The organism is Streptomyces sp. NPDC043996 (assembly GCF_056435225.1).
The window spans coordinates 538,671-558,871 of record NZ_JBWKEY010000003.1 but is presented as its reverse complement, the minus strand read 5'-3'; the positions used below and the strand labels follow the sequence as shown (position 1 = coordinate 558,871).

The 20,201-nt window shown below is 73.8% G+C and carries 18 protein-coding genes and 1 tRNA gene; 5 read left to right on the top strand and 14 right to left on the bottom strand.

The features are described from left to right. Positions 1–99: 99 nt before the first annotated feature. From ehuA to ehuB, 4 genes are read right to left on the bottom strand one after another with little or no spacing between them, the layout of a single operon-like run. Positions 100–915 carry an ectoine/hydroxyectoine ABC transporter ATP-binding protein EhuA gene (gene ehuA / locus AC07A4_RS09815; protein ID WP_478595377.1) on the bottom strand — a complete coding sequence of 272 codons (816 nt, stop codon included), beginning with the start codon at positions 913–915 and terminating at the stop codon, positions 100–102. Next, positions 905–1,570 (bottom strand): ectoine/hydroxyectoine ABC transporter permease subunit EhuD, encoded by a 666-nt coding sequence (gene ehuD, locus AC07A4_RS09810; protein WP_478595374.1) that lies wholly within the window; start codon positions 1,568–1,570, stop codon positions 905–907. Before ehuD ends, ehuA begins: the two co-directional genes overlap by 11 nt. Further along, positions 1,567–2,334 (bottom strand): ectoine/hydroxyectoine ABC transporter permease subunit EhuC, encoded by a 768-nt coding sequence (gene ehuC / locus AC07A4_RS09805; protein ID WP_478595372.1) that lies wholly within the window; start codon positions 2,332–2,334, stop codon positions 1,567–1,569. Before ehuC ends, ehuD begins: the two co-directional genes overlap by 4 nt. After that, positions 2,331–3,263, bottom strand: a complete 933-nt coding sequence (gene ehuB, locus AC07A4_RS09800) for an ectoine/hydroxyectoine ABC transporter substrate-binding protein EhuB (protein ID WP_478595369.1) — start codon at positions 3,261–3,263, stop codon at positions 2,331–2,333. The genes ehuC and ehuB overlap by 4 nt, the downstream gene beginning before the upstream one ends. Positions 3,264–3,372: 109 nt before the next feature. On the opposite strand from ehuB, the gene AC07A4_RS09795 reads away from it, so the two are divergent. Continuing rightward, positions 3,373–3,861: a DUF3830 family protein gene (locus AC07A4_RS09795; RefSeq protein WP_478595366.1), complete on the top strand. Its 489-nt coding sequence runs from the start codon at positions 3,373–3,375 to the stop codon at positions 3,859–3,861. A gap of 17 nt (positions 3,862–3,878) precedes the next feature. Here the strand turns inward: AC07A4_RS09795 and AC07A4_RS09790 are convergent, their stop codons facing one another. Beyond that, complete coding sequence (locus AC07A4_RS09790; RefSeq protein WP_478595364.1) at positions 3,879–5,360, bottom strand: amidase; 1,482 nt, start codon at positions 5,358–5,360, stop codon at positions 3,879–3,881. 78 nt (positions 5,361–5,438) lie between these two features. Then, entirely contained in the window at positions 5,439–6,419 is a 981-nt protein-coding gene (locus AC07A4_RS09785) for a D-2-hydroxyacid dehydrogenase (RefSeq protein ID WP_478595362.1), read from the bottom strand. A gap of 313 nt (positions 6,420–6,732) precedes the next feature. Here AC07A4_RS09785 and AC07A4_RS09780 point away from each other — a divergent pair, with 313 nt between their 5' ends. From AC07A4_RS09780 to AC07A4_RS09770, 3 genes are all read left to right on the top strand, one after another. After that, positions 6,733–7,668 carry a maleate cis-trans isomerase family protein gene (locus AC07A4_RS09780; protein WP_478595359.1) on the top strand — a complete coding sequence of 312 codons (936 nt, stop codon included), beginning with the start codon at positions 6,733–6,735 and terminating at the stop codon, positions 7,666–7,668. Then, positions 7,665–8,399, top strand: a complete 735-nt coding sequence (locus AC07A4_RS09775; protein ID WP_478595356.1) for a maleate cis-trans isomerase family protein — start codon at positions 7,665–7,667, stop codon at positions 8,397–8,399. Before AC07A4_RS09780 ends, AC07A4_RS09775 begins: the two co-directional genes overlap by 4 nt. Before the next feature lie 407 nt (positions 8,400–8,806). Further along, a complete protein-coding gene (locus AC07A4_RS09770) occupies positions 8,807–9,883 on the top strand; it encodes an LLM class flavin-dependent oxidoreductase (protein ID WP_478595935.1) in 1,077 nt (358 codons plus the stop codon). Positions 9,884–9,945: 62 nt separating this feature from the next. On the opposite strand, the gene AC07A4_RS09765 is transcribed toward AC07A4_RS09770, so the two are convergent. Then, the gene (locus tag AC07A4_RS09765) at positions 9,946–11,808 is read right to left on the bottom strand and encodes a putative bifunctional diguanylate cyclase/phosphodiesterase (protein ID WP_478595353.1); all 1,863 of its coding nucleotides are present in this window, start codon (positions 11,806–11,808) and stop codon (positions 9,946–9,948) included. 391 nt (positions 11,809–12,199) lie between these two features. Between AC07A4_RS09765 and AC07A4_RS09760 the strand changes: the two genes are divergently transcribed. Beyond that, positions 12,200–13,426 (top strand): M6 family metalloprotease domain-containing protein, encoded by a 1,227-nt coding sequence (locus AC07A4_RS09760; protein ID WP_478595351.1) that lies wholly within the window; start codon positions 12,200–12,202, stop codon positions 13,424–13,426. A gap of 72 nt (positions 13,427–13,498) precedes the next feature. Here the strand turns inward: AC07A4_RS09760 and AC07A4_RS09755 are convergent. From AC07A4_RS09755 to AC07A4_RS09725, 7 genes are all read right to left on the bottom strand, one after another. Then, positions 13,499–13,572: transfer RNA gene (locus tag AC07A4_RS09755), tRNA-Lys, on the bottom strand. After that, positions 13,563–14,153, bottom strand: coding sequence for a bifunctional DNA primase/polymerase (locus AC07A4_RS09750; protein WP_478595349.1), 591 nt, complete (start codon positions 14,151–14,153; stop codon positions 13,563–13,565). The genes AC07A4_RS09755 and AC07A4_RS09750 overlap by 10 nt, the downstream gene beginning before the upstream one ends. Before the next feature lie 109 nt (positions 14,154–14,262). Beyond that, positions 14,263–14,610 carry a hypothetical protein gene (locus tag AC07A4_RS09745; RefSeq protein WP_478595347.1) on the bottom strand — a complete coding sequence of 116 codons (348 nt, stop codon included), beginning with the start codon at positions 14,608–14,610 and terminating at the stop codon, positions 14,263–14,265. 140 nt (positions 14,611–14,750) lie between these two features. Further along, positions 14,751–16,097, bottom strand: a complete 1,347-nt coding sequence (locus tag AC07A4_RS09740) for an AAA domain-containing protein (RefSeq protein WP_478595345.1) — start codon at positions 16,095–16,097, stop codon at positions 14,751–14,753. After that, entirely contained in the window at positions 16,094–17,680 is a 1,587-nt protein-coding gene (locus AC07A4_RS09735; RefSeq protein ID WP_478595343.1) for a hypothetical protein, read from the bottom strand. The genes AC07A4_RS09740 and AC07A4_RS09735 overlap by 4 nt, the downstream gene beginning before the upstream one ends. A 326-nt stretch (positions 17,681–18,006) precedes the next feature. Next, the gene (locus AC07A4_RS09730) at positions 18,007–19,182 is read right to left on the bottom strand and encodes a hypothetical protein (protein ID WP_478595340.1); all 1,176 of its coding nucleotides are present in this window, start codon (positions 19,180–19,182) and stop codon (positions 18,007–18,009) included. Then, a complete protein-coding gene (locus AC07A4_RS09725; protein WP_478595338.1) occupies positions 19,064–20,122 on the bottom strand; it encodes a phosphatase PAP2 family protein in 1,059 nt (352 codons plus the stop codon). The genes AC07A4_RS09730 and AC07A4_RS09725 overlap by 119 nt, the downstream gene beginning before the upstream one ends. Positions 20,123–20,201: the final 79 nt, after the last annotated feature.

Genomic DNA, 20,201 nt, shown 5'->3' with positions numbered 1-20,201 from the left:
GGACTCTGTCCACGATAACCGTCAAATCAAGCGCCGGTAGGGGGCGTTGGGTGTTTCCGTCGTGCGGGGGAAACACCCAACGCGGCCGTTCGCCGCCCCTCAGAGGACCGCCGACAGGAACTCCCGGGTCCGCTCGTGCTCGGGATCGGAGAAGATCTTCTCCGGCGGCCCGGACTCGATCACGCGGCCCGCGTCGAACATCAGGACCTGGTCGGAGATGTCCCGGGCGAAGTTCATCTCGTGCGTCACGCACAGCATGGTGATGTCGGTGGTGTGCGCGATGTCCCGCAGGACGTCCAGGACCCCGGCCACCAGCTCCGGGTCGAGCGCGGACGTCACCTCGTCCAGGAGCAGCACCTGCGGGCGCATGGCCAGGGCGCGGGCGATGGCGACCCGCTGCTGCTGGCCGCCGGACAGCTGGGTGGGGTAGGCGTCGCACTTGTCGCCGAGGCCGACCAGGTCGAGCAGGTCGCGGGCGCGCTGCTCGGCCTCGTCCTTGGGCAGGCCGAGGACGGTGACGGGTGCCTCGGTGATGTTGCGCAGGACCCTCATGTTCGGGAACAGGTTGAACTGCTGGAAGACCATCCCGATGTTCTTGCGGACCTCCCGGACGTGCTTCTCGCCCGCGGGGACGAGCCGCCCGTTCTTCTCCTCGTGCGTCAGATAGGAGCCGCCGACCTTGATCGTGCCCTCGTCCGGCTTGATCAGGGTCATCAGGAGGCGCAGGATCGTCGTCTTGCCGGAGCCCGAGGGGCCGATCAGCGTGACGTGCTTGCCGGAGGCCACGGAGAAGTCGAGCTCGTCCAGGACCGTGTTCGCGCCGAAGCGCTTGACGACCTTGTCGAAGCGGATCAGCTCGCTGCCGTCGACCGCCGGGTTCGGCTGTTCTTTGCTGGGGTTCGGGTCAACGGACAAGGCGGCGCTCCAGGACTCGCAGGAGAAGGGAGGACGGGTAGGCGATGAGGATGAAGGCGACGCCGACGACGGTCAGCGCCTCCGTGTACTGGAAGGTCTGCGCCGCTTCGAGCCGCGAGCGCTGCAGGAGCTCCAGGACGCCGATGCTGGCGAGCAGCGGGGTGTCCTTGAGCATGGCGATGACGTAGTTGCCGAGCGCGGGCACCACGCGGCGGATCGCCTGCGGCAGGATCACCGCGGTCCAGGTCCGGGTGTACGACAGGCTCAGCGCCTTGGCCGCCTCCCACTGGCCGACGGGCACGGCCTCGATGCCCGCGCGGTAGACCTGCGCGGTGTACGTCGAGTAGTGCAGGCCGATGGCGAGGGTGCCGGTGGTCTCGGCGGAGAACTGGATGTCCCACTCCGGAAGGACGAAGAACAGGAAGAACAGCTGCACGAGCAGCGGCGTGTTGCGGACGAACTCGGTGAAGATCCCGACCGGCCAGCGGATGAACCGCGTCGGCGCCCGGAACGCGAGCGCCCAGACGAGACCGAGCGCGAAGGAGATCAGCGAGCCGAGCGCGAGCACCTGGAGGGTGACGAGCACCCCGTCCCAGAAGTGCGGCATGAAGTCGGAGACGGCGCCCCAGTCCCATTTATCCGTACCGTTGTTCATCGCGCCGTACCTCCGCCCGTGCCGCCCGTGACGCCACCGCCGCTCAACTCACTTGATTTGGCGCTCGCCTGACGGAACCTCAGCCATGGCGCGAGCCCCTGGCCCGGCTCCGGGAACTGTCCGATGCCCGCCTTCGCCCTGCGCTCGAGGAGCTTCATGCCGCGGGTGAGCAGGAACGCGAGCACGAAGTAGATGACCAGCGTGATCGAGTAGATCTGCGCGCTCTCGGTGGTCGCGAGGCGCACCAGATAGGCGGCGAAGGACACGTCGCCGATGCCGAGCAGCGACACCAGGGCGGTGCCCTTGAGCAGCTCGACGAGCAGGTTGCAGAACGGCGGGATCATCTCCGGCACCGCCTGCGGAAGCAGCACGAGCCGCATCCGCTGCCAGGGCGTGAAGCTCAGCGCGACCCCCGCCTCGCGCTGCGCCGGGGCCACCGCGTTCAGGGCGCCGCGCACGATCTCCGCGCCGTAGGCGCCGTAGGACAGGCCGAGCGCGAGCACGGCCGCCCACATCGGCACCAGCGCCCAGCCCGCGAGCTGCGGCAGGACGAAGAAGATCCAGAACATCAGGACCAGGGCGGACGTGCCCCGGAAGACCTCGGTGTAGAAGGCGGCGAAGAACCGCACCACGCGCGAGCGGTGGGTGCGCGCCATGCCGACGCCGAAGGCGACGGCGGCCGCGAGCGCCGCGCTGTACACCGTCAGCTGGATGGTGACCCAGATGCCGGGCAGGACCCAGTGTTCCCACAGGCCCGCCGTCATCGGCACAGCTCCTCGGCGGTCAGCGTGGTCATCTCGGCCTTGGTGAAGCCGAACGGCTTGAGCACGCGGAAGAGCTCGCCGCTCTTCTTCATCTTGTGGATCTCCACGTTGAACGCGTCGCGCAGCTCGGTGTCCGAGCGCCGGAAGGTGAAGCCGCCGCCGTCGACGTGCTTCTTGCCGTCCACGATCGGCGCGAACGGCTCGGTGGCCTCGGCCTTGCGGCTCTTGCGCACGACGCCGCGCGTGGTCAGGGCGGTGCCGCCGAAGACGTCGACGCGCCCGGCCTCGACGGCGTTCAGGCCCGCGACCGGGTCCTGGAGGATCACGATGTCGCTCTCCTCGTACCCGGCCTCCACGGCGTATCCGTACTCGGCGTAGCCGCTGCCCGTGGCGAACTTGGCCTTCTTCTTCACGACGTCGTCGTAGGTGCGCAGCCCCATCGGGTTGCCCTTGCGGACGATGAAGGAGTCGAGCATCTGGTACTCGGGATCGGAGAAGATCACCTTCTGGCAGCGCTCCTTGTTGATGTACATCCCGGCCGAGACGACATCGAACTGACTCATCTGGAGCCCGGGGATCAGCGAGCTGAACTCGATGGCGACGGGCTGCACGCGGTCGACCCCGAGCCGCTTGAAGATGATCTTGGCGAGCTCCACCGCCTCACCGGTGAAGTCGCCCTGGTCGTCGATGTACCCGTACGGCGCCTCGCCCGCGATGCCCAGGCGCACCGTGCCCTGCGACCGCAGCCGGGCCAGGGTGTCGCCCGTGGGCACCCGGCCGCACCCGGCCGCGCCCAGGGCGCCGGCCGCGCCGATGGCCGCGGCGGAGGTGAGGACCGCGCGCCGGGGCACGCGCGGTGCGCGCCCCCGGCCGCCGCCGCCCGCTCTGGCGCTCTCTGTCTTGATTGGGTTCCTCAGTGGTGGAGCCATGGCCGCGCGGCTACCCGAGCCGATGCGAGATATGCCGGTGAATTCAAGCCCCGCGCGCGCCGGGCGTCCTCTTGACGCGGGCCTCGGCCCCGGGAGGACCATGGGACGCATGGCAGACCGCTACCTCGAAGTCGCCCTCGCCAAGCGCGGAGTTCAGGCCACCGCGAAGCTCCTCGACGACCGGGCCCCGGTGACCTGCGCGGCCGTCTGGGACGCGCTGCCGCTGGCCGGGGACGTGTACCACGCGAAGTACGCCCGCAACGAGATCTACGCCCTGTTCCCGGCCTTCGCGGCCGAGGAACCCCCCTTGGAGAACCCCACCGTCACCCCCATCCCCGGCGACCTGTGCTACTTCACCTTCGCCGGTACGGACCTCGGCACGTCCTCGCACGGCTACGGCACGCCGAAGCGCGGCACCATCGTCGACCTGGCCCTGTTCTACGAACGCAACAACCTCCTGCTCAACGGGGACGTCGGCTGGGTCCCCGGCATCGTCTGGGGCCAGGTCGTGGACGGCCTGGAGGCGCTGGCCGAGGCCTGCAACGACCTGTGGCGCACCGGAGCCCAGGGCGAGACCCTGAGCTTCCGGCGCGCGTAGCCCTCCCGCCGTTCCCGTCAGCGGGGCAGGGGCGGCGCGGGCACCCCCGCCGCGACCCCCGCCTCGTACAGCGCGTGCGCGGCCCGCAGCACCAGGTCGTCGGCGAAGCGCGCCCCGACGAGCTGCACCCCCACCGGAAGCCCCGCCGCGTCCACCCCGCAGGGCACCGAAGCGGCGGGCTGCTGCGTCAGGTTGAAGGGGTACGTGAACGGCGTCCACCCCGTCCACCGGCGCGCCCCGCCGCCCGGCGGCACCTCGGCCCCGGCCGCGAACGCGGTCAGGGGCAGCGTCGGCGTCACCAGCAGGTCGTACGTCTCGTGGAAGCGGCCCATGCGCCGCCCCAGCTCCATGCGGACGTCGACGGCGGCCAGATAGTCCAGGGCGCTGTACCGCTCCGCCTGCCCGCAGACCTCGCGCAGCCCCGGGTCGAGCAGCTCGCGCCGGGCGGGCGGCAGCCGCTGGACGACCCGCGCCGCTCCGCTGAACCACAGGGTGTGGAAGGCCTCCACCGGGTCGGCGAAGTCGGGGTCGGCCTCCTCGACGTACGCGCCGAGCGCGGCCAGGCGCTCCACCGCGCCGCGCACCGCGGCCGCGACCCCCGGCCGCACCGCGACCTGCCCGCCGAGCGTCGGCGAGTACGCCACGCGCAGCCCCCGCACCCCGCCGCGCAGCGCCTCGCGGAAGGTGCCCGCGCGGGGTCCGAGGCAGGACCAGTCCCGCGCGTCCGGCACCCCGATCACGTCCATGAGCAGCGCCGCGTCGGCCGCGTCCCGCGTCATCGGCCCCACGTGCGACAGCGTCCCGAACGCCGACGGCGGATACACCGGCACGCGGCCGTACGTCGGCTTCAGGCCGAAGATCCCGCAGAACGCCGCCGGGATGCGCACCGAGCCGCCGCCGTCCGTGCCGAGCGCCAGCGGGCCCGCGCCGAGCGCGACGGCGGCCGCGGCGCCGCCGCTGGAGCCGCCCGCGGTGCGCCCGGTGTCGTACGGATTGCCGGTCACGCCGTGCCGCGGGCTGTCCGTGACGCCCTTCCAGCCGAACTCGGGCGTGGTCGTCTTGCCGATGAACACGGCCCCCTGCTCGCGCAGCCGCGCCACGGACGGCGCGTCCTCGTCCCACGCGCCCTTGTCGTCCACGCACAGGGAGCCGCGCAGCGTGGGCGCGCCGCGCTGCGGCAGGATGTCCTTGACGGTGACGGGCACCCCGTCCACCAGGCCGAGCGGCTCGCCCGCCCGCCAGCGCGCGGCGCTCTCCTGCGCCCGCGCGAGCGCCCCCGGGGCGTCCACGCGGACGAACGCGTTCACCGACGGCTGGATCTCCTCGGCCCGGCGCAGCACCGCGCGGGTCGCGTCGACGGGGCTGAATTCGCCCTTGCGGTAGCCGTCGAGGAGCTGAACCGCGGTGAGGGCCGTGAGATCGTCACGGTCCGGGCGGCCTGCGCCGCCGGTGCCGGTGGTGCGGTTCGCGCTGCCTGCGGGGACGGGAGACTCGCTCATGCACGCTCCTGGAAGAGGCCCGGTGAGGGGCTGCGGGACGCGGGGGACGGGAAGATCCATGCCCACCTTCGCGCGCGGTCAGTGCCCGGGGACGTACCCCCGCTTCTTGTCGACGACGTTCGCCAGCGGCCGCCCCGCCTCCCACTGCCCGTACAACTTCACGAACTGCGCGCCCAGTTCGTCCCGCCAGCCGACGACGTCCCCGCTCATGTGCGGCGACACCAGCAGGCCCGGGGCCGTCCACAGCGGGCTGTCCGGCGGCAGCGGCTCCCGCTCGAAGACGTCGAGGGCGGCGCCCGCGATCCACCGCTTCGACAGCGCGGCCACCAGGTCCCGCTCCACGACCAGCGGCCCCCGGCCCACGTTGATGAACCGCGCCGACGGCTGCATCACGCCGAAGCGCCGCTCGTCGAACATGCCCCGGGTGGCGTCGGTGAGCGGCGCCGCGCACACCACCCAGTCGGCGCGCGCGAGGAGCCGGTCGAGGTCGGCGGGGCCGTGCACACCCGTGCGCGGGGTGCGGCCGACGAGGACGGTGTGCACGCCGAGCGCCTTCAGGGCGCGGACGGTCGCCCGGCCGATCGGGCCCGAACCCACCACGCACGCGCGCGTGCCCGCGACGCGCTGGCTCTCGCGGTGGTGCCAGGTCCGCTCGCCCTGGAGCGCGAGGGTGCGCGGCAGGTCCTTGGCCATGGCCAGGACGAGCGCGGCGACGTACTCGGCGATCGGCTGGTCGAAGACGCCCCTGGCGTTGGTCACCACCGTGTCGGAGGCCAGGAGTTCGGGGCAGAGCAGCCGGTCGACGCCCGCGCTCGCGGTGTGCACCCAGCGCGGCCGCGGCCCCTCGCCGGGCCAGGCCAGGCGCACCGCGTCGGACAGGAAGTCCCACACCAACAGCACGTCGGCGGCCGGAAGGCGCTCCTTCAGCGTCCCCTCGTCCGCGTGCAGGACGCGGGCCCGCCCGGTGAGCGCGCCCAGGCGCGGCGCGGGCGCGGGCGGCGGGGCGTCGAGCACGAGGACGGTGGGGGGCGCGGCGCCGGACCCGGCGCTTTCGGACACGGTGGAGAAACCACTACGCAACGGGGGCCCGCTTCCCTGGAAAGTACGTGGGGGTGGCCGGCGGTCACGAGCCTCCGGCCGACTGTCTGAGATGTGCGGATTGACCACGCTGGCACCCGAACCTACCTTCGTCAACAGAGGAACTTCACTTCCGAGACCGCGGCGGCGAGAACGTTCCGCTCGCTCGTCCCCGCGCACCGTGCGCACCCCGCACGCGTCCCCCCGTCCCGACGTCCCGGCACGTCGCCGGTACCGCACCACTTCCGGCCCCCGGCCGGCCCTGTCACTGCACGCACGAACGTAGGGCCTGCTCATGGACGTCACTTCCTTCACCTCCTTCTCGATGGCGGGCGGACCCCACCCCCAGCGCGGAGTCGGTGTCGTCGCCCCCTTCGACTTCGCCCTCGACCGCGAGCTGTGGCGGTGGGTCCCGGACGAGGTCTCCCTGCACCTGACGCGGACGCCGTACGTGCCCGTCGAGGTCAGCCTCGACCTGGCGCGCCTGGTCAGCGAGCACGAGACGCTCGCCGAGGCCGTGCGCGCGCTCACCGCCGCCGAGCCCGAAGTCCTCGCGTACGCCTGCACGTCGGGCAGCTTCGTCGGCGGCATCGCGGGCGAGCGCGCCATGTGCGAGGCCATGGCGCGCGAGGGCGCGAGGGCCGCCCTGACGACCTCCGGCGCGCTCCTGGAGGCGCTCGCCGAGTTCGACGCGCGCCGCATCGCCCTCGTCACGCCCTACACCTGGTCGGTCACCCAGGCCCTTGAGGAGTACCTGGCCGAGGCGGGCGTCTCCGTCGTGGGCCGCGCCTACCTCGGGCTCACCCGGCACATCTGGAAGGTGTCGTACCGGGACGTCGCCGACATGGCGCGGCGCGCGGTGCTCCAGCCGGTGGACGCGCTGTTCATCAGCTGCACGAACCTCCCCACGTACGACGTCATCCCGCAGCTGGAGGCGGAGCTGCGGGTGCCGGTCCTGTCGGCGAACCAGGTGACGATGTGGTCGGCGCTGCGTCGCCTCGGCACGCGTGCGGTAGGGCCCTACCAGGCGCTGATCGACGCGGGCGCGCGGCCGGGAGCGGCCGGCCTCGACCCCCTCGACCCGGCGCTCGGCGCGCTTGAGCCGGAGGCGAGCGGGGTCGCGGGGCCCGCGGTCGCCGACCCGCCGTCCCCCGCGGCGCCCGAGGCGCTGCCCGACCCGCCCGCGGGCCCCGGAGCCGGGGACCCCACCACAGAAGGAGGCTGGACGTGACCGCACTCGGATTCCTGTACCCGGGCCACTCCGCCGAGGACGAGTACCCGCGCGTCGAACAGCTCCTCGGCTCCGACATCCGCCTCCAGGTCGTGCACACGGACATCGGCGAGGACGCCCACCGCGTGGACGCGCTCCTGGAGATGGGGTCACCGGCGCGGCTCGCCGCCGGGGTCGAGGAGCTGCGGCTCACCGGCGCGGAGGCCGTCGTGTGGGCGTGCACCAGCGGCAGCTTCGTCTTCGGCTGGGAGGGCGCCCACGACCAGGTGCGCGCGCTCGCCCGCGCGGCCGGTCTGCCCGCCTCCTCCACGTCGTTCGCCTTCGCCCACGCGGTACGGGAGCTGGGGGCGGGGCGCGTGGCCGTCGCGGCGACCTATCCCGAGGACGTCGCCGGGCACTTCGCCACCTTCCTCAAGGCGGCCGGGGTCGACGTGGTGTCCCTGCGCTCCAGCGGCGTCGTCACGGCGGCGGAGGTCGGCACGTGGGGGCCCGAGCGGGTGCTCGCGCTCGCCCGCTCGGCCGACCATCCCGACGCGGAGGCGGTGCTGCTGCCCGACACCGCGCTGCACACCGCGCGCTGTCTGCCCGCCTTGGAGTCCGCCCTCGGCAAGCCGGTCCTCACCGCCAACCAGGTCACCGTCTGGGAGGCCCTCCGCCTGGCCTCCCGGCGGGTCAACGCCCCCGCCCTCGGCACCCTCTTCACCAAGGAACCCGTGATCCAGGCCCCCTGACGTCCTCAAACGCCGGACGGGCTATATCTCCCACCCGCCCGCCCTTACACCTGCGGCTGCAACGGCACCCCCCGACCTAGCGGCTCGCGCGTGGGTGGGTGGGAAAAGCCAGGCCCGAGCAGGCGACGTTTCAGCCCGTCCGGCGCTTGAGGACAAGCGCGCAAGCGCGGTGTTTCAGCCCGTCCGGCGTTTGAGGACGAGGCGCGGAGCGCCAATGGCTTTGAGCGGGGGGCCGGGGGCGGCCAGCACCCGGATCGGGAAGGGGCGGGCCTGGGGCGCCCCGCGAGGGAATAAGCGGAGTTGGCCTCCTGTTAAAGCTGGGCGTACGCCCCCCAGCCCACCCCCAGGAGCCCCCGGTGACACAGCCCGACCACGACGGAGCAACCCCCACCGCGGCAGCGGAAGGCATCACGGCCAAGCCAAGGGGCACGGCCCCCACCCCCCTCTCCGTCCTGGACCTGGTCACCGTAGGCGCCGGCCACACCGCCACCACAGCCCTCCGCACCAGCGTGCGCCTCGCCAAGCTCGCGGAATCCCGCGGCTACCACCGCCACTGGGTGGCCGAGCACCACTCCATGCCAGGCGTGGCCTCCTCGTCCCCGGCGGTGATCCTCGCCCACCTGGCGGCCCACACGACCCGCATCCGCCTGGGCTCCGGCGGCGTCATGCTCCCCAACCACGCCCCGCTGGTGATCGCGGAGCAGTTCGGCACCCTGGAGGCCCTGGCCCCGGGCCGCGTGGACCTCGGCCTCGGCCGGGCCCCGGGCACGGACGGCGCCACCGCGGCGGCCCTGCGCCGCACCGAGCGCCTGAGCGAGGGAGCGGACGAATTCCCCCAGCAGCTCGCGGAGCTGACCCGCTTCCTGGACGACGACTTCCCCGACGGCCACCCCTACGCCCGCATCCACGCGGTCCCGGGCCCCGTCCAGGCCACGTCCCCCGGCGGCGTCCAGTCCCCGCACCGCCCGCCGGTCTGGCTCCTCGGCTCCTCCGGCTTCAGCGCCCGCCTCGCCGGTGTGCTCGGCCTGCCCTTCGCCTTCGCGCACCACTTCTCCGCGCAGAACACGCTCCCGGCGCTCGACCTGTACCGCGAGTCGTTCCGCCCGTCCGCCGTCCTGGACGCCCCGTACGCCCTGATCGGCGTGTCCGCGCTGGCCACGGACGACGAGGAGGAGGCCCGCCGCCAGGTGCGGGCCGCCGCCCTGAACATGATCCGGCTGCGCACCGGCCGCCCGGGCCTGGTCCCCACCCCACAGGAGGCGGCGGCGCACGTGTTCAGCGACGTCGAGCGGGACTTCGTCACCGGCTGGAACGCCAACGTCGTGCACGGCACCGCCGAGCAGGTCCGCGCGGGCCTCGACGACCTCGCCAAGCGCACCGGCGCCGACGAGCTGATGCTCACAGCCAACGCGCACAGCGGGGACGTGCGCCTGCGCTCCTACGAACTCATCGCGGACGCGTACGGGCTGCCCACGGCGGCCTGACGGGCGGGCGCCGCCCCCTCAACGGGGGTGGGGGCGGCGCCATCACCCGTCGGCCCGCCGGGTCAGGCGTCCGCGGCCGTCAGACGTTCGGCCGCGAGCAGTACGGAGATACGATCCGCCCCCACGGCACGCGAGTACAGCCAGCCCTGGCCGGTGTCGCAGCCGATCCTGCGCAGCCGCCGCGCCTGCCCGGCCGTCTCCACGCACTCCGCGGTGACGGTGAGCCCGAGCTGGTGGGCCAGGCGCACCAGGGCCTCCACGATCACTTCGTCGGCCGGGTTGGCGTGCCCCGCGCGCTCGTCGCCGTCCTCGTACTGGAAACCGCGCACGAACGCCCCGTCCAGCTTGAGGACGGACACCGGCAGACGGCTCAGGTACGCGAGGTTGGAGTACCCGGTGCCGAAGTCGTCGATGGCGATCCGCACCCCCATGTCGCTCAGCGCCTGGAGCGCCTGCAGCGGGCGCCCGGCGGAGCCCATGACCGCGGACTCGGTCAGCTCCAGCTGGAGCAGCCGGGGTTCGAGACCGGTCTCGGCGAGGATCTCGGCCACGTCGGCGACGAGGTCGGAGTCCCACACCTGCCGCACGGCGACGTTCACGCTCACGAACACCGGCTCGCGCTCGGGGTGTTCGAGCTGCCAGCGGCGCGCCTGGCGGCAGGCGGTGCGCAGCACCCAGCGGCCCAGCTGCACGATCGAGCCGTCTTCTTCAGCAAGTCCGATGAACCGATTCGGCGTGAGCAGTCCGAACTGCGGATGGTCCCACCGCACCAGCGCCTCCACGCCCCGCAGCTCGCCGTCCTCCAGGGCGACGAGCGGCTGGTAGTCGAGGACGAACTCATCGCGCTCGACGGCGGGCCGCAGCGAACTGGACAGCGCCTGCCGGGTCATGCGGTGCGCGTTGCGCTCGGGGTCGAAGAGCGTCCAGCGGGCCTTGCCGTCGGTCTTCGCCCAGTACAGCGTGGTGTCGGCGGCCTGCATCAGACCGGTCGTGGTGGTGCCCGCGGCGCGCCGCTCGACGACGCCGATGGACGCCGAGAGGGAAAGCCGCTGGCCGGACAGGTCGAAGGGCTGCTGCAGGGTCCGCAGCACCGCGTCGGCGAGGTCCGCGAGCTGGTCGGTGCCCGTGGAGTCCTCCACGAGCAGCGCGAACTCGTCCCCGCCGAGCCGTGCGACCAGGGGCGCGGAGGTCCTGCCGTACGCGGCCCGGTCGGCGCAGGCGGTGAGGCGTTCGGCGACGGCGGCGAGCAGCCGGTCGCCGACGCGGTGCCCGAGGGTGTCGTTGACCGCCTTGAACCCGTCGAGGTCCAGATAGCACAGGCCGACGCGGCCGGTGCTCGCGTCGTCGTAGGCGCCCGCCTCCAGGGCGGCGGTCAGCCGCTCGAAGAACAGGGCGCGGTTGGGCAGGCGGGTCACGGGGTCGTGCATCTGGAGGTGGCGCAGGCGCGCCTGGAGGTCGCGGCGGGCGCTGATGTCGGCGGCGGCGAGCAGCACCGAGCCCGCCGCGCCCCGCTCGCCGGGCAGCGGGGCGATGGTGATCTGCGTCCACAGGGAGTGCCCGTCGGGGTGCTTCAGACGGCGCGTGCAGCGCAGCTTGGCCTGGCGGCCGCGGAGCACCTCGCGGTAGGCGTGCCAGGTGCGGGCGTCCGAGGCGAGGTCCACAAGCTCGGCGGCGGCCCGTCCCGGCAGGTCGACGGGGTCCGTGCCGAGCAGGTCGGCGAAGGCGTCGTTGGCGCAGACGACGAGGCCCTCGCGGTCCACGACGGCGAGGGGCAGCGGGGCCGCGTCGAAGGCCGCGCGGTAGTCGGCGGTGCCCCGGGCGGAGGGACCCGCCAGGCCGAAATGATTACAATCTGTGACGGCGGGCCAGGTGTGGCCCCGTGCTGTGACCGCTGTGGCAGTCGGCCCTTCTGACGTTCCGTTCACCGCTTGCTCCCGCAGTGCGATTGATCGAGCAGGTCGATGGGGCCCCTGTTCCTGGCGGGTCTGGGGAGGCGATCGGCCGGTGGCGGGCGGCCGACGGGGCCCGGAAAGTGTGCCGATCATAGAGGGTGGTCCGCATCGCCTCCAGCCGCCGCACGCCGCGGGGCCGGGTCCGATGGCTCCGACAGATCGTTTCTGCTCGACCCTGTCCCGCTTCCTTTCTGCGGCGATCGCTTGTGACGGTGAGTAAGCACCACGCGTGTCGACTTCTTGACCATGTTCACTCGGTCAGGTCAGACAAACTGGGCGAAGAGCGATAAATCACCACAGGGTGGGTGAGGTGTCTCGCATTCCGCACCCGGAGGTCGATGTGGAGCGTCAGCTCCCCCCTTGGATGCTCACCCGTGTGGGGGGAAAGCCGCGCCTGCGCACCGCGGCCGCCCTGCTCACCTGCCTGACCGCCGTCGCCGCCACGTCCCTGGTCGCGGGCCCCGCGATCGCCCACGGCGCGGCGGGCCCGTGCGCCCTGCGGCGCACGGCCGCCCACCACTCGGAGGGCCTCGACACCTGGAACGCCGCCTATCCGCGCCCCACCGCGGCCCGCGACGCCGTCATGATCTTCCTTTCCTTCCCGGACTCGCCGCCCCTGACGACGCCCGCGGAGCTCGCGGCCGACCACTTCCCCGAGACCAGCGAGTTCTTCGCGCGTGCCTCGTACGGGCGGTTCGCGTTGCGCGCGCATCCCCAGTCCGAGTGGATCCGGATGCCGAAGGCGTCCACCGCGTATGCCATAGAGCGCGACTGGAACGCCCGGCACCGCGCCGCCTATCTGCGGGACGCCCTCGCCGCGGCCGATCCCCACGTGGACTTCTCGGCGTACGACATCGTGTACTTCGTGGCCGATCCGGACGCGCCGGGCGTCGACTCGGACGCGACGAAGGTCGTGAACTTCGACCGCCCGCTGCGCGCGGACGGCGCTTCGCTCCGGCGCATCGTCACGGTCTTCGAGCGCCATCCGCCGGACCGCAACGTCCTCGCCCACGAGACGGGTCACGTCTTCGACCTGCCGGACCTCTATCACCGCCCCGCCGACGGCAAGGGCGACTGGGACACCTACGTCGGTGACTGGGACGTCATGGGCAGCCAGTTCGGCCTCGCGCCCGACCTGTTCGGCTGGCACAAGTGGAAGCTCGGCTGGCTGGACCCGCGCCAGGTGGTGTGCGTCCAGGGCGGTACGAGAAGGCTGACGCTCGAGGCCCTGTCGGCGGCGCCCGCGCGCGGGGGCGTCGGCGGCACCAAGCTGGCCGTGGTCCGCACAGGGCGGGGCAGCGCGGTCGCGATCGAGGCGCGCGGCTCGGCGGGCAACGACCACGCGACGTGCCGCGAGGGCGTGCTGCTCTACCGCGTGCACGGCGACACGGCGTCCGGCCACGGCCCCGTCGAGGTGGTGGACGCCCATCCGGCCACGGAGGCGTGCTGGGGCGACTCGGTCTATCCGCCGCTCGCGGACGCGCCGGTGCGCGCGGGGGAGAGCTTCACGGTGCCCGGCACGGACGTCCGGGTCGAGGTGGCGGGCCGTACGCCGTCGGGGGCGTGGACGGTGGAGGTCACCCCCGGCTGACGGGCGCGGGCGGGTGCAAGTGCGGGCACGAAAGAAGCCCCTCACGTTCCGTGAGGGGCTTCTTCCCGTCTGTGCGCCGCCAGGGACTCGAACCCCGGACCCGCTGATTAAGAGTCAGCTGCTCTAACCAACTGAGCTAGCGGCGCCTGCTGACGTCGTAGACCTTAGCATCCTGATCGCCGCGGGGAAAAATCGATACGCGCGCGCCCGGCCCCGCGGCCGTGCGGGCCGCCCGCACGAGCGCCCACAGGACCACCTCGGGGCCCGGCAGCCAGGGCTCGCGGGCGCCGGGGGCCACCAGCCAGCGCGAGCCGAGGCGGTCCCCTTCGGCCCGCGCCAGGGGCGGCACGGTGACGGCGTCGCCGAGGCCGTGGCACAGCGGCGACGGCACGGCCGCGGCCCACTCCTCCCACTCCAGGAGCGCGGGCAGCCGCTGGGCGGTGCCGGGCGCGGTGAACAGCAGGACCCGGCCCCGGTGCACGGCGACGGGGCCCGAGCCGGGGCCCTCGTGCCATAACCGGTCGACCAGCTTCCGCCCGAAGACGGCGTCCACGCTCACCACGTCGAACACCGTCCCGCAGGGCAGTACGGCGGGGGCGCGGGGCCGGGTCCGCCAGTCGGCGAGCACGCTGCGCGGATACGTTTCCGCGGACGCGAGCCAGGCCGCGCCGTCGGGGGTGACCTCGGTGGCGGAGGGTCCGCTGGTGTGGGGGAGGGGGATGCTCATGGAGATGACATTTACCGTGCGTGAGCGAAGCTCTTCCCAGGGTTGCCGGAAACCGGGACAGTCCGCCACCGCCTCCGGTACCTTGCCCCCGGGCATATGCCAGGAGGGTTTACGAGGCCCCCTGGCCCTCGCCGCGCAGCAGGTCCCTGCCGAACTCCACCATCTTCTTGGCGTAGTCCTCGGTCCACCGCGCGCGCTCGGCGATGGCCGCCGGGGTCAGCCGGTCGAACCGGCGGGGGTCGGCGAGCTGCGCGGCGGCGATCGCCTGGAACTCCACGGACCTGTCGGTCGCCGCGCGGAACGCCAGGGCCAGCTCGGTCGACCGGTCGAGCAGCTCGCGGGGGTCCTCGATCGACTCCAGGTCGAAGAAGTGCTCGGGGTCGGCGGCGGCCTCCGCGGGCTCGAAGAGCAACGGCGCGGGACGCATGCGCTTGCCCTGTGCCTCGGGTTCCGCCATGTTCACGTTCCTTCCCTCGTACGCCTGGTGCTGTGCCCCATTGTCCCTTGCCCCGCAAGACCGTCGCCGTCCGTTGTCGGCGCTCCGCGCCTCGTCCTCAAACGCCGGACGGGCTGAAGACTCTGGCAGCACCGCCAGGGTCAGCGCCACGGCACCCGGTGGGCCGACAAGTGGTCCCACGTCGTCATCATCGCGTCCCACCCGTCGGGGAACTTCACCGTCACGCCCAACCGCACGGGCTCCGTGGACGGATGCTCGTCGAGGAGACCCCCCACCCCCGCCCGGCACACCACGACGCACGCGTGCCGATGCCGGGAGGCGAGCACGCACAGCCGCCCCGTCTCCAGGTGGAACGCCGTCGCGTCGGGCCGCCCGGACAGCGGATGCAGCACCACCGTCACGTCGAACTCCCGCCCCTGGAGCCGGTTCGCGGTGTCCACCGTCACCCCCGTCACGCCAAGATCCGCGAGCGCGCCCCGCACGGCCGCCGCCTGGTCCCGGTGCGCCGTGCCCACCGCCACCCGGTCCGCGGTGACCGGCACCGGCGCCGCGTCCCGCTCCGACGTGGCCACGCCGCCCCGGTCGAGCATCCGCCGCACCACCAGGGCGACGGCCCGCACCGCCTCCGGGTCCGTGCGCGGCGTGTGCCGGGCGGGCAGCTCCAGGAGCCCCCACCCGGAGGCGGCGGCCTCGTCGAGCACCCGGTCGGGCCCTGAGCCGTCCGAAGGCACCGCGAACCGCAGGGCCCGGTCCTCGTGCCCCGTACCGCTCCGGAACGGCGTGAACGGGTAGAACGCGGCCGACACCAGGGGCGCGGCCGACGCGGGCAGCCGCCAGGACACCGGCAGGCGGTGCTGCGGCAGTTCGGGATTGTGCGCGAGCAGCGTGGACACCGCGCTGGCCGACGGGTCGTACGCCAGCGAGGCCCACTGCTCGGCCTCGGCGATCGCGAACGGGTCCAGCTGCCCGGGGTCGCCCACGAACAGCGCCCGCTCGAAGAGCCCGGCCACCGCCAGGAGCGCGTCCGACCGCATCTGGTACGCCTCGTCGACGATCGCGTGCCCCCACGGCTCGACGCCCCGCACGTGCGCCCACTTCGCGGCGGTCGACACCACCACGTCGAGCCCCGCGAGGTCGGCGGCCTTCGTGGACTTCTTCACGTTCGCCAGCGCGTCGAGCGCCTTGTCGTACGGGTCGGAGTCACTGCTGTGCAGCCGCCCCACCGGCAGCTGGGGGTCCTTGTCGGCCAGGCGCAGGACCAGGTCGTCGACCTGGGCGTTGGTCTGCGCCACCACCATCAGCGGCCGCCCCGCGGCGGCCAGTTCGCGCGCGGCCCGCACCACAAGGGTGGACTTGCCCGCGCCCGGCGGCGAGTCCACGACGACGCCGCGGTGCGTGCCGTGCAGCGTGTCCCGCAGGATCGCGTCGGTGGCCCGGGCGGCCGCCGCGGCCGGGTCGAAGGGGGCCGTGGTGCCGGGGCGCGTCACAGGGTGTCCTCCGCGGTCACGAGGTCGGGGTGCTCGGCGGCGGTGTCCGGGGGACCGCCGTGCGTCCAGGGGGTGTTCTCCGGGTCGGGCAGCTTGGGCCCGCCGCGCTGCTCGTGCTCGAACAGCGTCCAGCACAGCCGGTCGCCCGGCTCGGGCACGGACCCCGGCTCGGGCTCCTTGCCGCGGCCCATCTTGTCGAGGATCCGCAGCACCAGGGCGCCCTCGGCGTCGTACGTCACGAACTGCGCGGACTGCGGCTTTCCGGCCAGGGAGCGGTACACCTTCACGCCCTCGTCCAGATGCGGCCGGTCGGCGGTGCGCACGGTGACCAGCGGGCGCGGGCGCGGCGACTTCCCCTCGCTGTACGCGGGCACCACCTGGGTCACGTCACCGGCGAAGGCCTCGCCCGCGAGCCGCCGCCCGGCCATCACCAGCGGGTCGTCCAGGGCCTCTTGGGCGTCGATCCTGGCCTGCTCGCGCTCGCGCGTGGCCAGCTTCTGCGCCGCCGTCACCGCGTCGTCGACGCGCGGCTGCGGCGGCTCACCGGCGGCGACGCGGTCGCGGTGCGCGGTGTACGACCAGCGGTCGCTGCGCCAGCGGTCCACGGCGCCCGGCGCCTCGGGCAGCGTGCACAGCGCGTCGAGGCCGCGCCACACCGCGTCCCAGGTGGGCCGGGTGCGGCTCTCGACGAGGGCGTGGATCTTCCGCTCGGCCGCGGTCAGGGCGGCCAGGCGCGCGTCGGCCGCCAGGCCGTCCTCGGCGGTGGCGAGCGCCTGCCGCGCGCGGTCGTAGGCGTCGATGGCCGGGGCCAGCAGGTCGTTGTCGAACGCCGGGTCGGTGGCCGGGCCCGCGGGCGGGCACAGGAGCTGGCCCGCCGCGTCCCGCGCCACCTCCGCGCGCAGCGCGGCCCGCGCCCCTGACGTGCCCTCGGGGGCCTCGATCCAGGCGAGCAGCGCGCCCAAGTGCTGCTCCTCCAGGCTGGACTGGCCCGTCGCCCAGTGCCGGGACAGCAGGTCCGTCATGGACAGGAGCAGCGCGGAGCCGGGCACGCGGGCGCGCTCCCCGAAGTGCGTCAGCCAGCGCCCAAGCAGCGGCACCCTCGGCGGCGCCGGATGCGGTGTGTCCGGGTCCTGCTCGGCGGTCCTGCGAAAGCGCGTCGAGCGGCCGAGCAGGCGCACCAGGTCCACGCCCGCGCGGCTCGGCACGATCAGCTGGGGCGCGTCCGCGCACAGCTCCACCTCGACCTTGACGCGCTTGCCGGACTCCGGGTCGGTCTCGGTGCGCTCGGCCGCCTCCACGTCGTCCGCGTACGACTCCACGTACGGCAGCAGTTCGTCGGCGAGGCGGGCGAGGAACGCGAAGCGCAGGTCGCGGTCGCGGGGCTGCGGGACGACCAGGAGCCGCGGTTGGGTGCGCTCCGTGCCGATCAGCGCCCCGAGCGGGGCGCCCGCCTCTCCCGCCGTGGTCAGCGGGACGAACACCAGGGGGCGCTGGGACAGCCGCCGGTGGCGGACCGTCGCCCTCGGCTGCGCCCGGCCGGTGGCCGCCGCCTCCAGTCTGGCCAGGTCGTCAATCAAGCTCATGCGAGCCCCTCGTCGTCTGTCGCGCTGACGCGCTCGTCCTCAAACGCCGGACGGGCTACTTCTCCCACCCGCCCGCCCTTACACCTGCGGTTGCTCCCGCACCCCCCGACCTAGCGGCTCGCGCGTGGGTGGGTGGGAAAAACAGCCGCGCCAGCGAAGATCCAGCCCGTCCGGCGTTTGAGGACAAGCGCGCAAGCGCGGTGATTCAGCCCGTCCGGCGTTTGAGGACGAGGCGCGGAGCGCCAATGGTTTTGAGCGGGGGGACGGGGGCGGCCAGCACCCGGAGCGGGAAGGGGCGGGCCTGGGGCGCCCCGCGAGGGAGGGCGTCACCCCGGCCTCCCCGCCAGCGCCTCCGCCCGCAACGCCGCGGCCCGCCGCAACGCCACCACCGCCGGATCTCCCGCGTCCCCGCCCGCACCGGACGCCGCGGCCAGCACCGCCTCCACCGTGACAAGCCCACCGAGGTCGGCCCGCAGGGACCGCCCGAGGGCCGCCACCTCTCCCCGCGCCCGGGACCGGTCACGGCAGTGGAAGGCCAGCTCGCAGGCCGCGAGGCACTCCGGCGCGTACGTCGCGGGAATCGCCTCGACCGCGGCGGTCAGCTCGGCGGCGGGGCGGGTGACGTCGAACGTCGTGCCGGGCGGCAGCGTCGCCGCGATGTCCTCGACGCGGGCGAGGCGGGCCAGCTGGCGGCGGGTGACGGACAGCTGCTTGCGGATGTCCACGGCGGCGGCCGTCGGCAGGTTCGAGAAGTCCTTGGGGCACACGAGCAGGACGCGCGAGCGCACGCGGGGCGCCGGGTCGAGCCGGGCGGCGAGGTCCTCGAGCGCGAGGGCGTACACCGCGGCCTGGCGGGCGGCGGCGCCCACCTTCGCAGCGTCCGCCGAACCGTCGATCATGGGGAACGACTTGATCTCGACGACGGTCCAGGAGCCGTCCGGAGCGACCGCCACCGCGTCCGGCTCCAGGAAGGCGGCGCTGCCCGCGACGTCCAGGGCCAGCATCGGGTGGTCGAGCAGCGTCCAGGCGCCGGCCGCCGTGGCCTCGCGCAGCGCAAGCTCCGTGCGGGCCGCGCGGCCTTCGGGCCCCGCCGCCGTGAGGTCCGGCGCCGCGGCCTCGCCCGGCACCGGCTCCGGGCCGCCGCCCAGGCACGCGTGCGTGAGGCGCAGCAGCTCCGCGCCGCCGTCGGCCTTGACCCGGGCCTCGAAGGCGTGCCCGCGCATGAACGCGAACTGGGACTGCCCGAACGCGGCCGGGGAGCCGAGGGACTGCGCGAGCGCCGCCTTCGGCACCCCCGCGCCGTCCAGGAGCGCGCGTCTGCGGCAGCCCGGGTTCGCCGCGAGCGCGGCCAGGGCGCGGGCGTCGAGCGGCTGCGGCGGGACGTCAGGTCCGCGCAGCTCCGCCAGCCGCTGCCGCAGCGCCGTCCTCGGTGCTCCCGGGGCGGCCCGGTCGCGGGGCGCCCGGCTCGGCGGCGAGCTTGCGCTGAAGGGGGATTCGCTCACCCGTGGAAGTCTGGCATCCGCCACTGACAACGGAGGCTTCCGGGGCGGACGTGGCGACCGTGACCCCCGCCCGCGCGCCCTCGGCGCCCTCGGCGGCCGTGTCGCCAGCGGACCCGGCCCGTCCCGGCAGGCTCGCGAGGACCGGCCGCAGCCGCGCCTTGACCCGCTGCGCGAGCCGCCGCACCGGCTTGACCAGGGCGAGGCCCACGAGCATCACGGCGACGCCCGCGAGCGCGTCGAAGAAGTAGTGGTTGGCGGTGCCCATGACGACGATCGTGGTCAGCAGCGGATAGGCGACCGCCGCCGTCTTGGCCACCGGGCCGCGGCCGTAGCGCCACAGCATCACACCGCACCACAGGGACCAGCCGACGTGCAGGCTCGGCATCGCCGCGTACTGGTTGGTCATGCCGCCGAGGCCGCGCGGCGCGCTGGCCTGGCCGCCCCACCAGCCCCAGTCGCTGTACTGCGCCATCGTGTCGACGAACCCGTGGCTCGCGTCGAGCAGGCGCGGCGGGCAGGTCGGCATCAGCGAGAAGCCGACCAGGCCGATGAGCGTGGAGACCATCAGCCAGGTGCGCGCGGCCGCGTAGTGCACCGCCCTGCTGCGGAACATCCAGATGAGGATCAGCGGAGTGACCAGGTAGTGCAGGGACGCGTACCAGAAGTCGGCCGGGACGCCGATGGAGGCGTGGGCCGTGAAGAGGCGGTTCAGCGGATGTTCGAGGTTCATGTTCATGGCCTTCTCGATCCGCAGGATCGACAGGCCGTGGTCCACGGCTGTGGTGACGTCCCCCCGGGCGAGCAGCCGGCCGGCCGAGTACGCTCCGTACACGAGCAGGATCAGCGGCAGCTCGGTCCACCAGCGCGGGCGCAGGCCACCGGTTGCCCGGTGCCCGGATATGCCGCCGTTGCCGGCGCCCTGTGCCTCGGTCTGCGGCATCCGGTGGGTCCCCCATCTCATTTCGCGCTGTTCCCGCTCAGTTCTCGCGGCGTACGGCCGCTGGGTCACTTTACGGCGT

What these genes read in the sequence shown, in the direction of transcription:
- ehuD (WP_478595374.1), bottom strand. Translation starts at nt 1,570, where the DNA reads ATGAACAACGGTACGGATAAATGGGACTGGGGCGCCGTCTCCGACTTC.
- ehuC (WP_478595372.1), bottom strand. Translation starts at nt 2,334, where the DNA reads ATGACGGCGGGCCTGTGGGAACACTGGGTCCTGCCCGGCATCTGGGTC.
- ehuB (WP_478595369.1), bottom strand. Translation starts at nt 3,263, where the DNA reads ATGGCTCCACCACTGAGGAACCCAATCAAGACAGAGAGCGCCAGAGCG.
- AC07A4_RS09795 (WP_478595366.1), top strand. Translation starts at nt 3,373, where the DNA reads ATGGCAGACCGCTACCTCGAAGTCGCCCTCGCCAAGCGCGGAGTTCAG.
- AC07A4_RS09790 (WP_478595364.1), bottom strand. Translation starts at nt 5,360, where the DNA reads ATGAGCGAGTCTCCCGTCCCCGCAGGCAGCGCGAACCGCACCACCGGC.
- AC07A4_RS09780 (WP_478595359.1), top strand. Translation starts at nt 6,733, where the DNA reads ATGGACGTCACTTCCTTCACCTCCTTCTCGATGGCGGGCGGACCCCAC.
- AC07A4_RS09760 (WP_478595351.1), top strand. Translation starts at nt 12,200, where the DNA reads ATGCTCACCCGTGTGGGGGGAAAGCCGCGCCTGCGCACCGCGGCCGCC.
- AC07A4_RS09750 (WP_478595349.1), bottom strand. Translation starts at nt 14,153, where the DNA reads ATGAGCATCCCCCTCCCCCACACCAGCGGACCCTCCGCCACCGAGGTC.
- AC07A4_RS09745 (WP_478595347.1), bottom strand. Translation starts at nt 14,610, where the DNA reads ATGGCGGAACCCGAGGCACAGGGCAAGCGCATGCGTCCCGCGCCGTTG.
- AC07A4_RS09735 (WP_478595343.1), bottom strand. Translation starts at nt 17,680, where the DNA reads ATGAGCTTGATTGACGACCTGGCCAGACTGGAGGCGGCGGCCACCGGC.
- AC07A4_RS09725 (WP_478595338.1), bottom strand. Translation starts at nt 20,122, where the DNA reads ATGCCGCAGACCGAGGCACAGGGCGCCGGCAACGGCGGCATATCCGGG.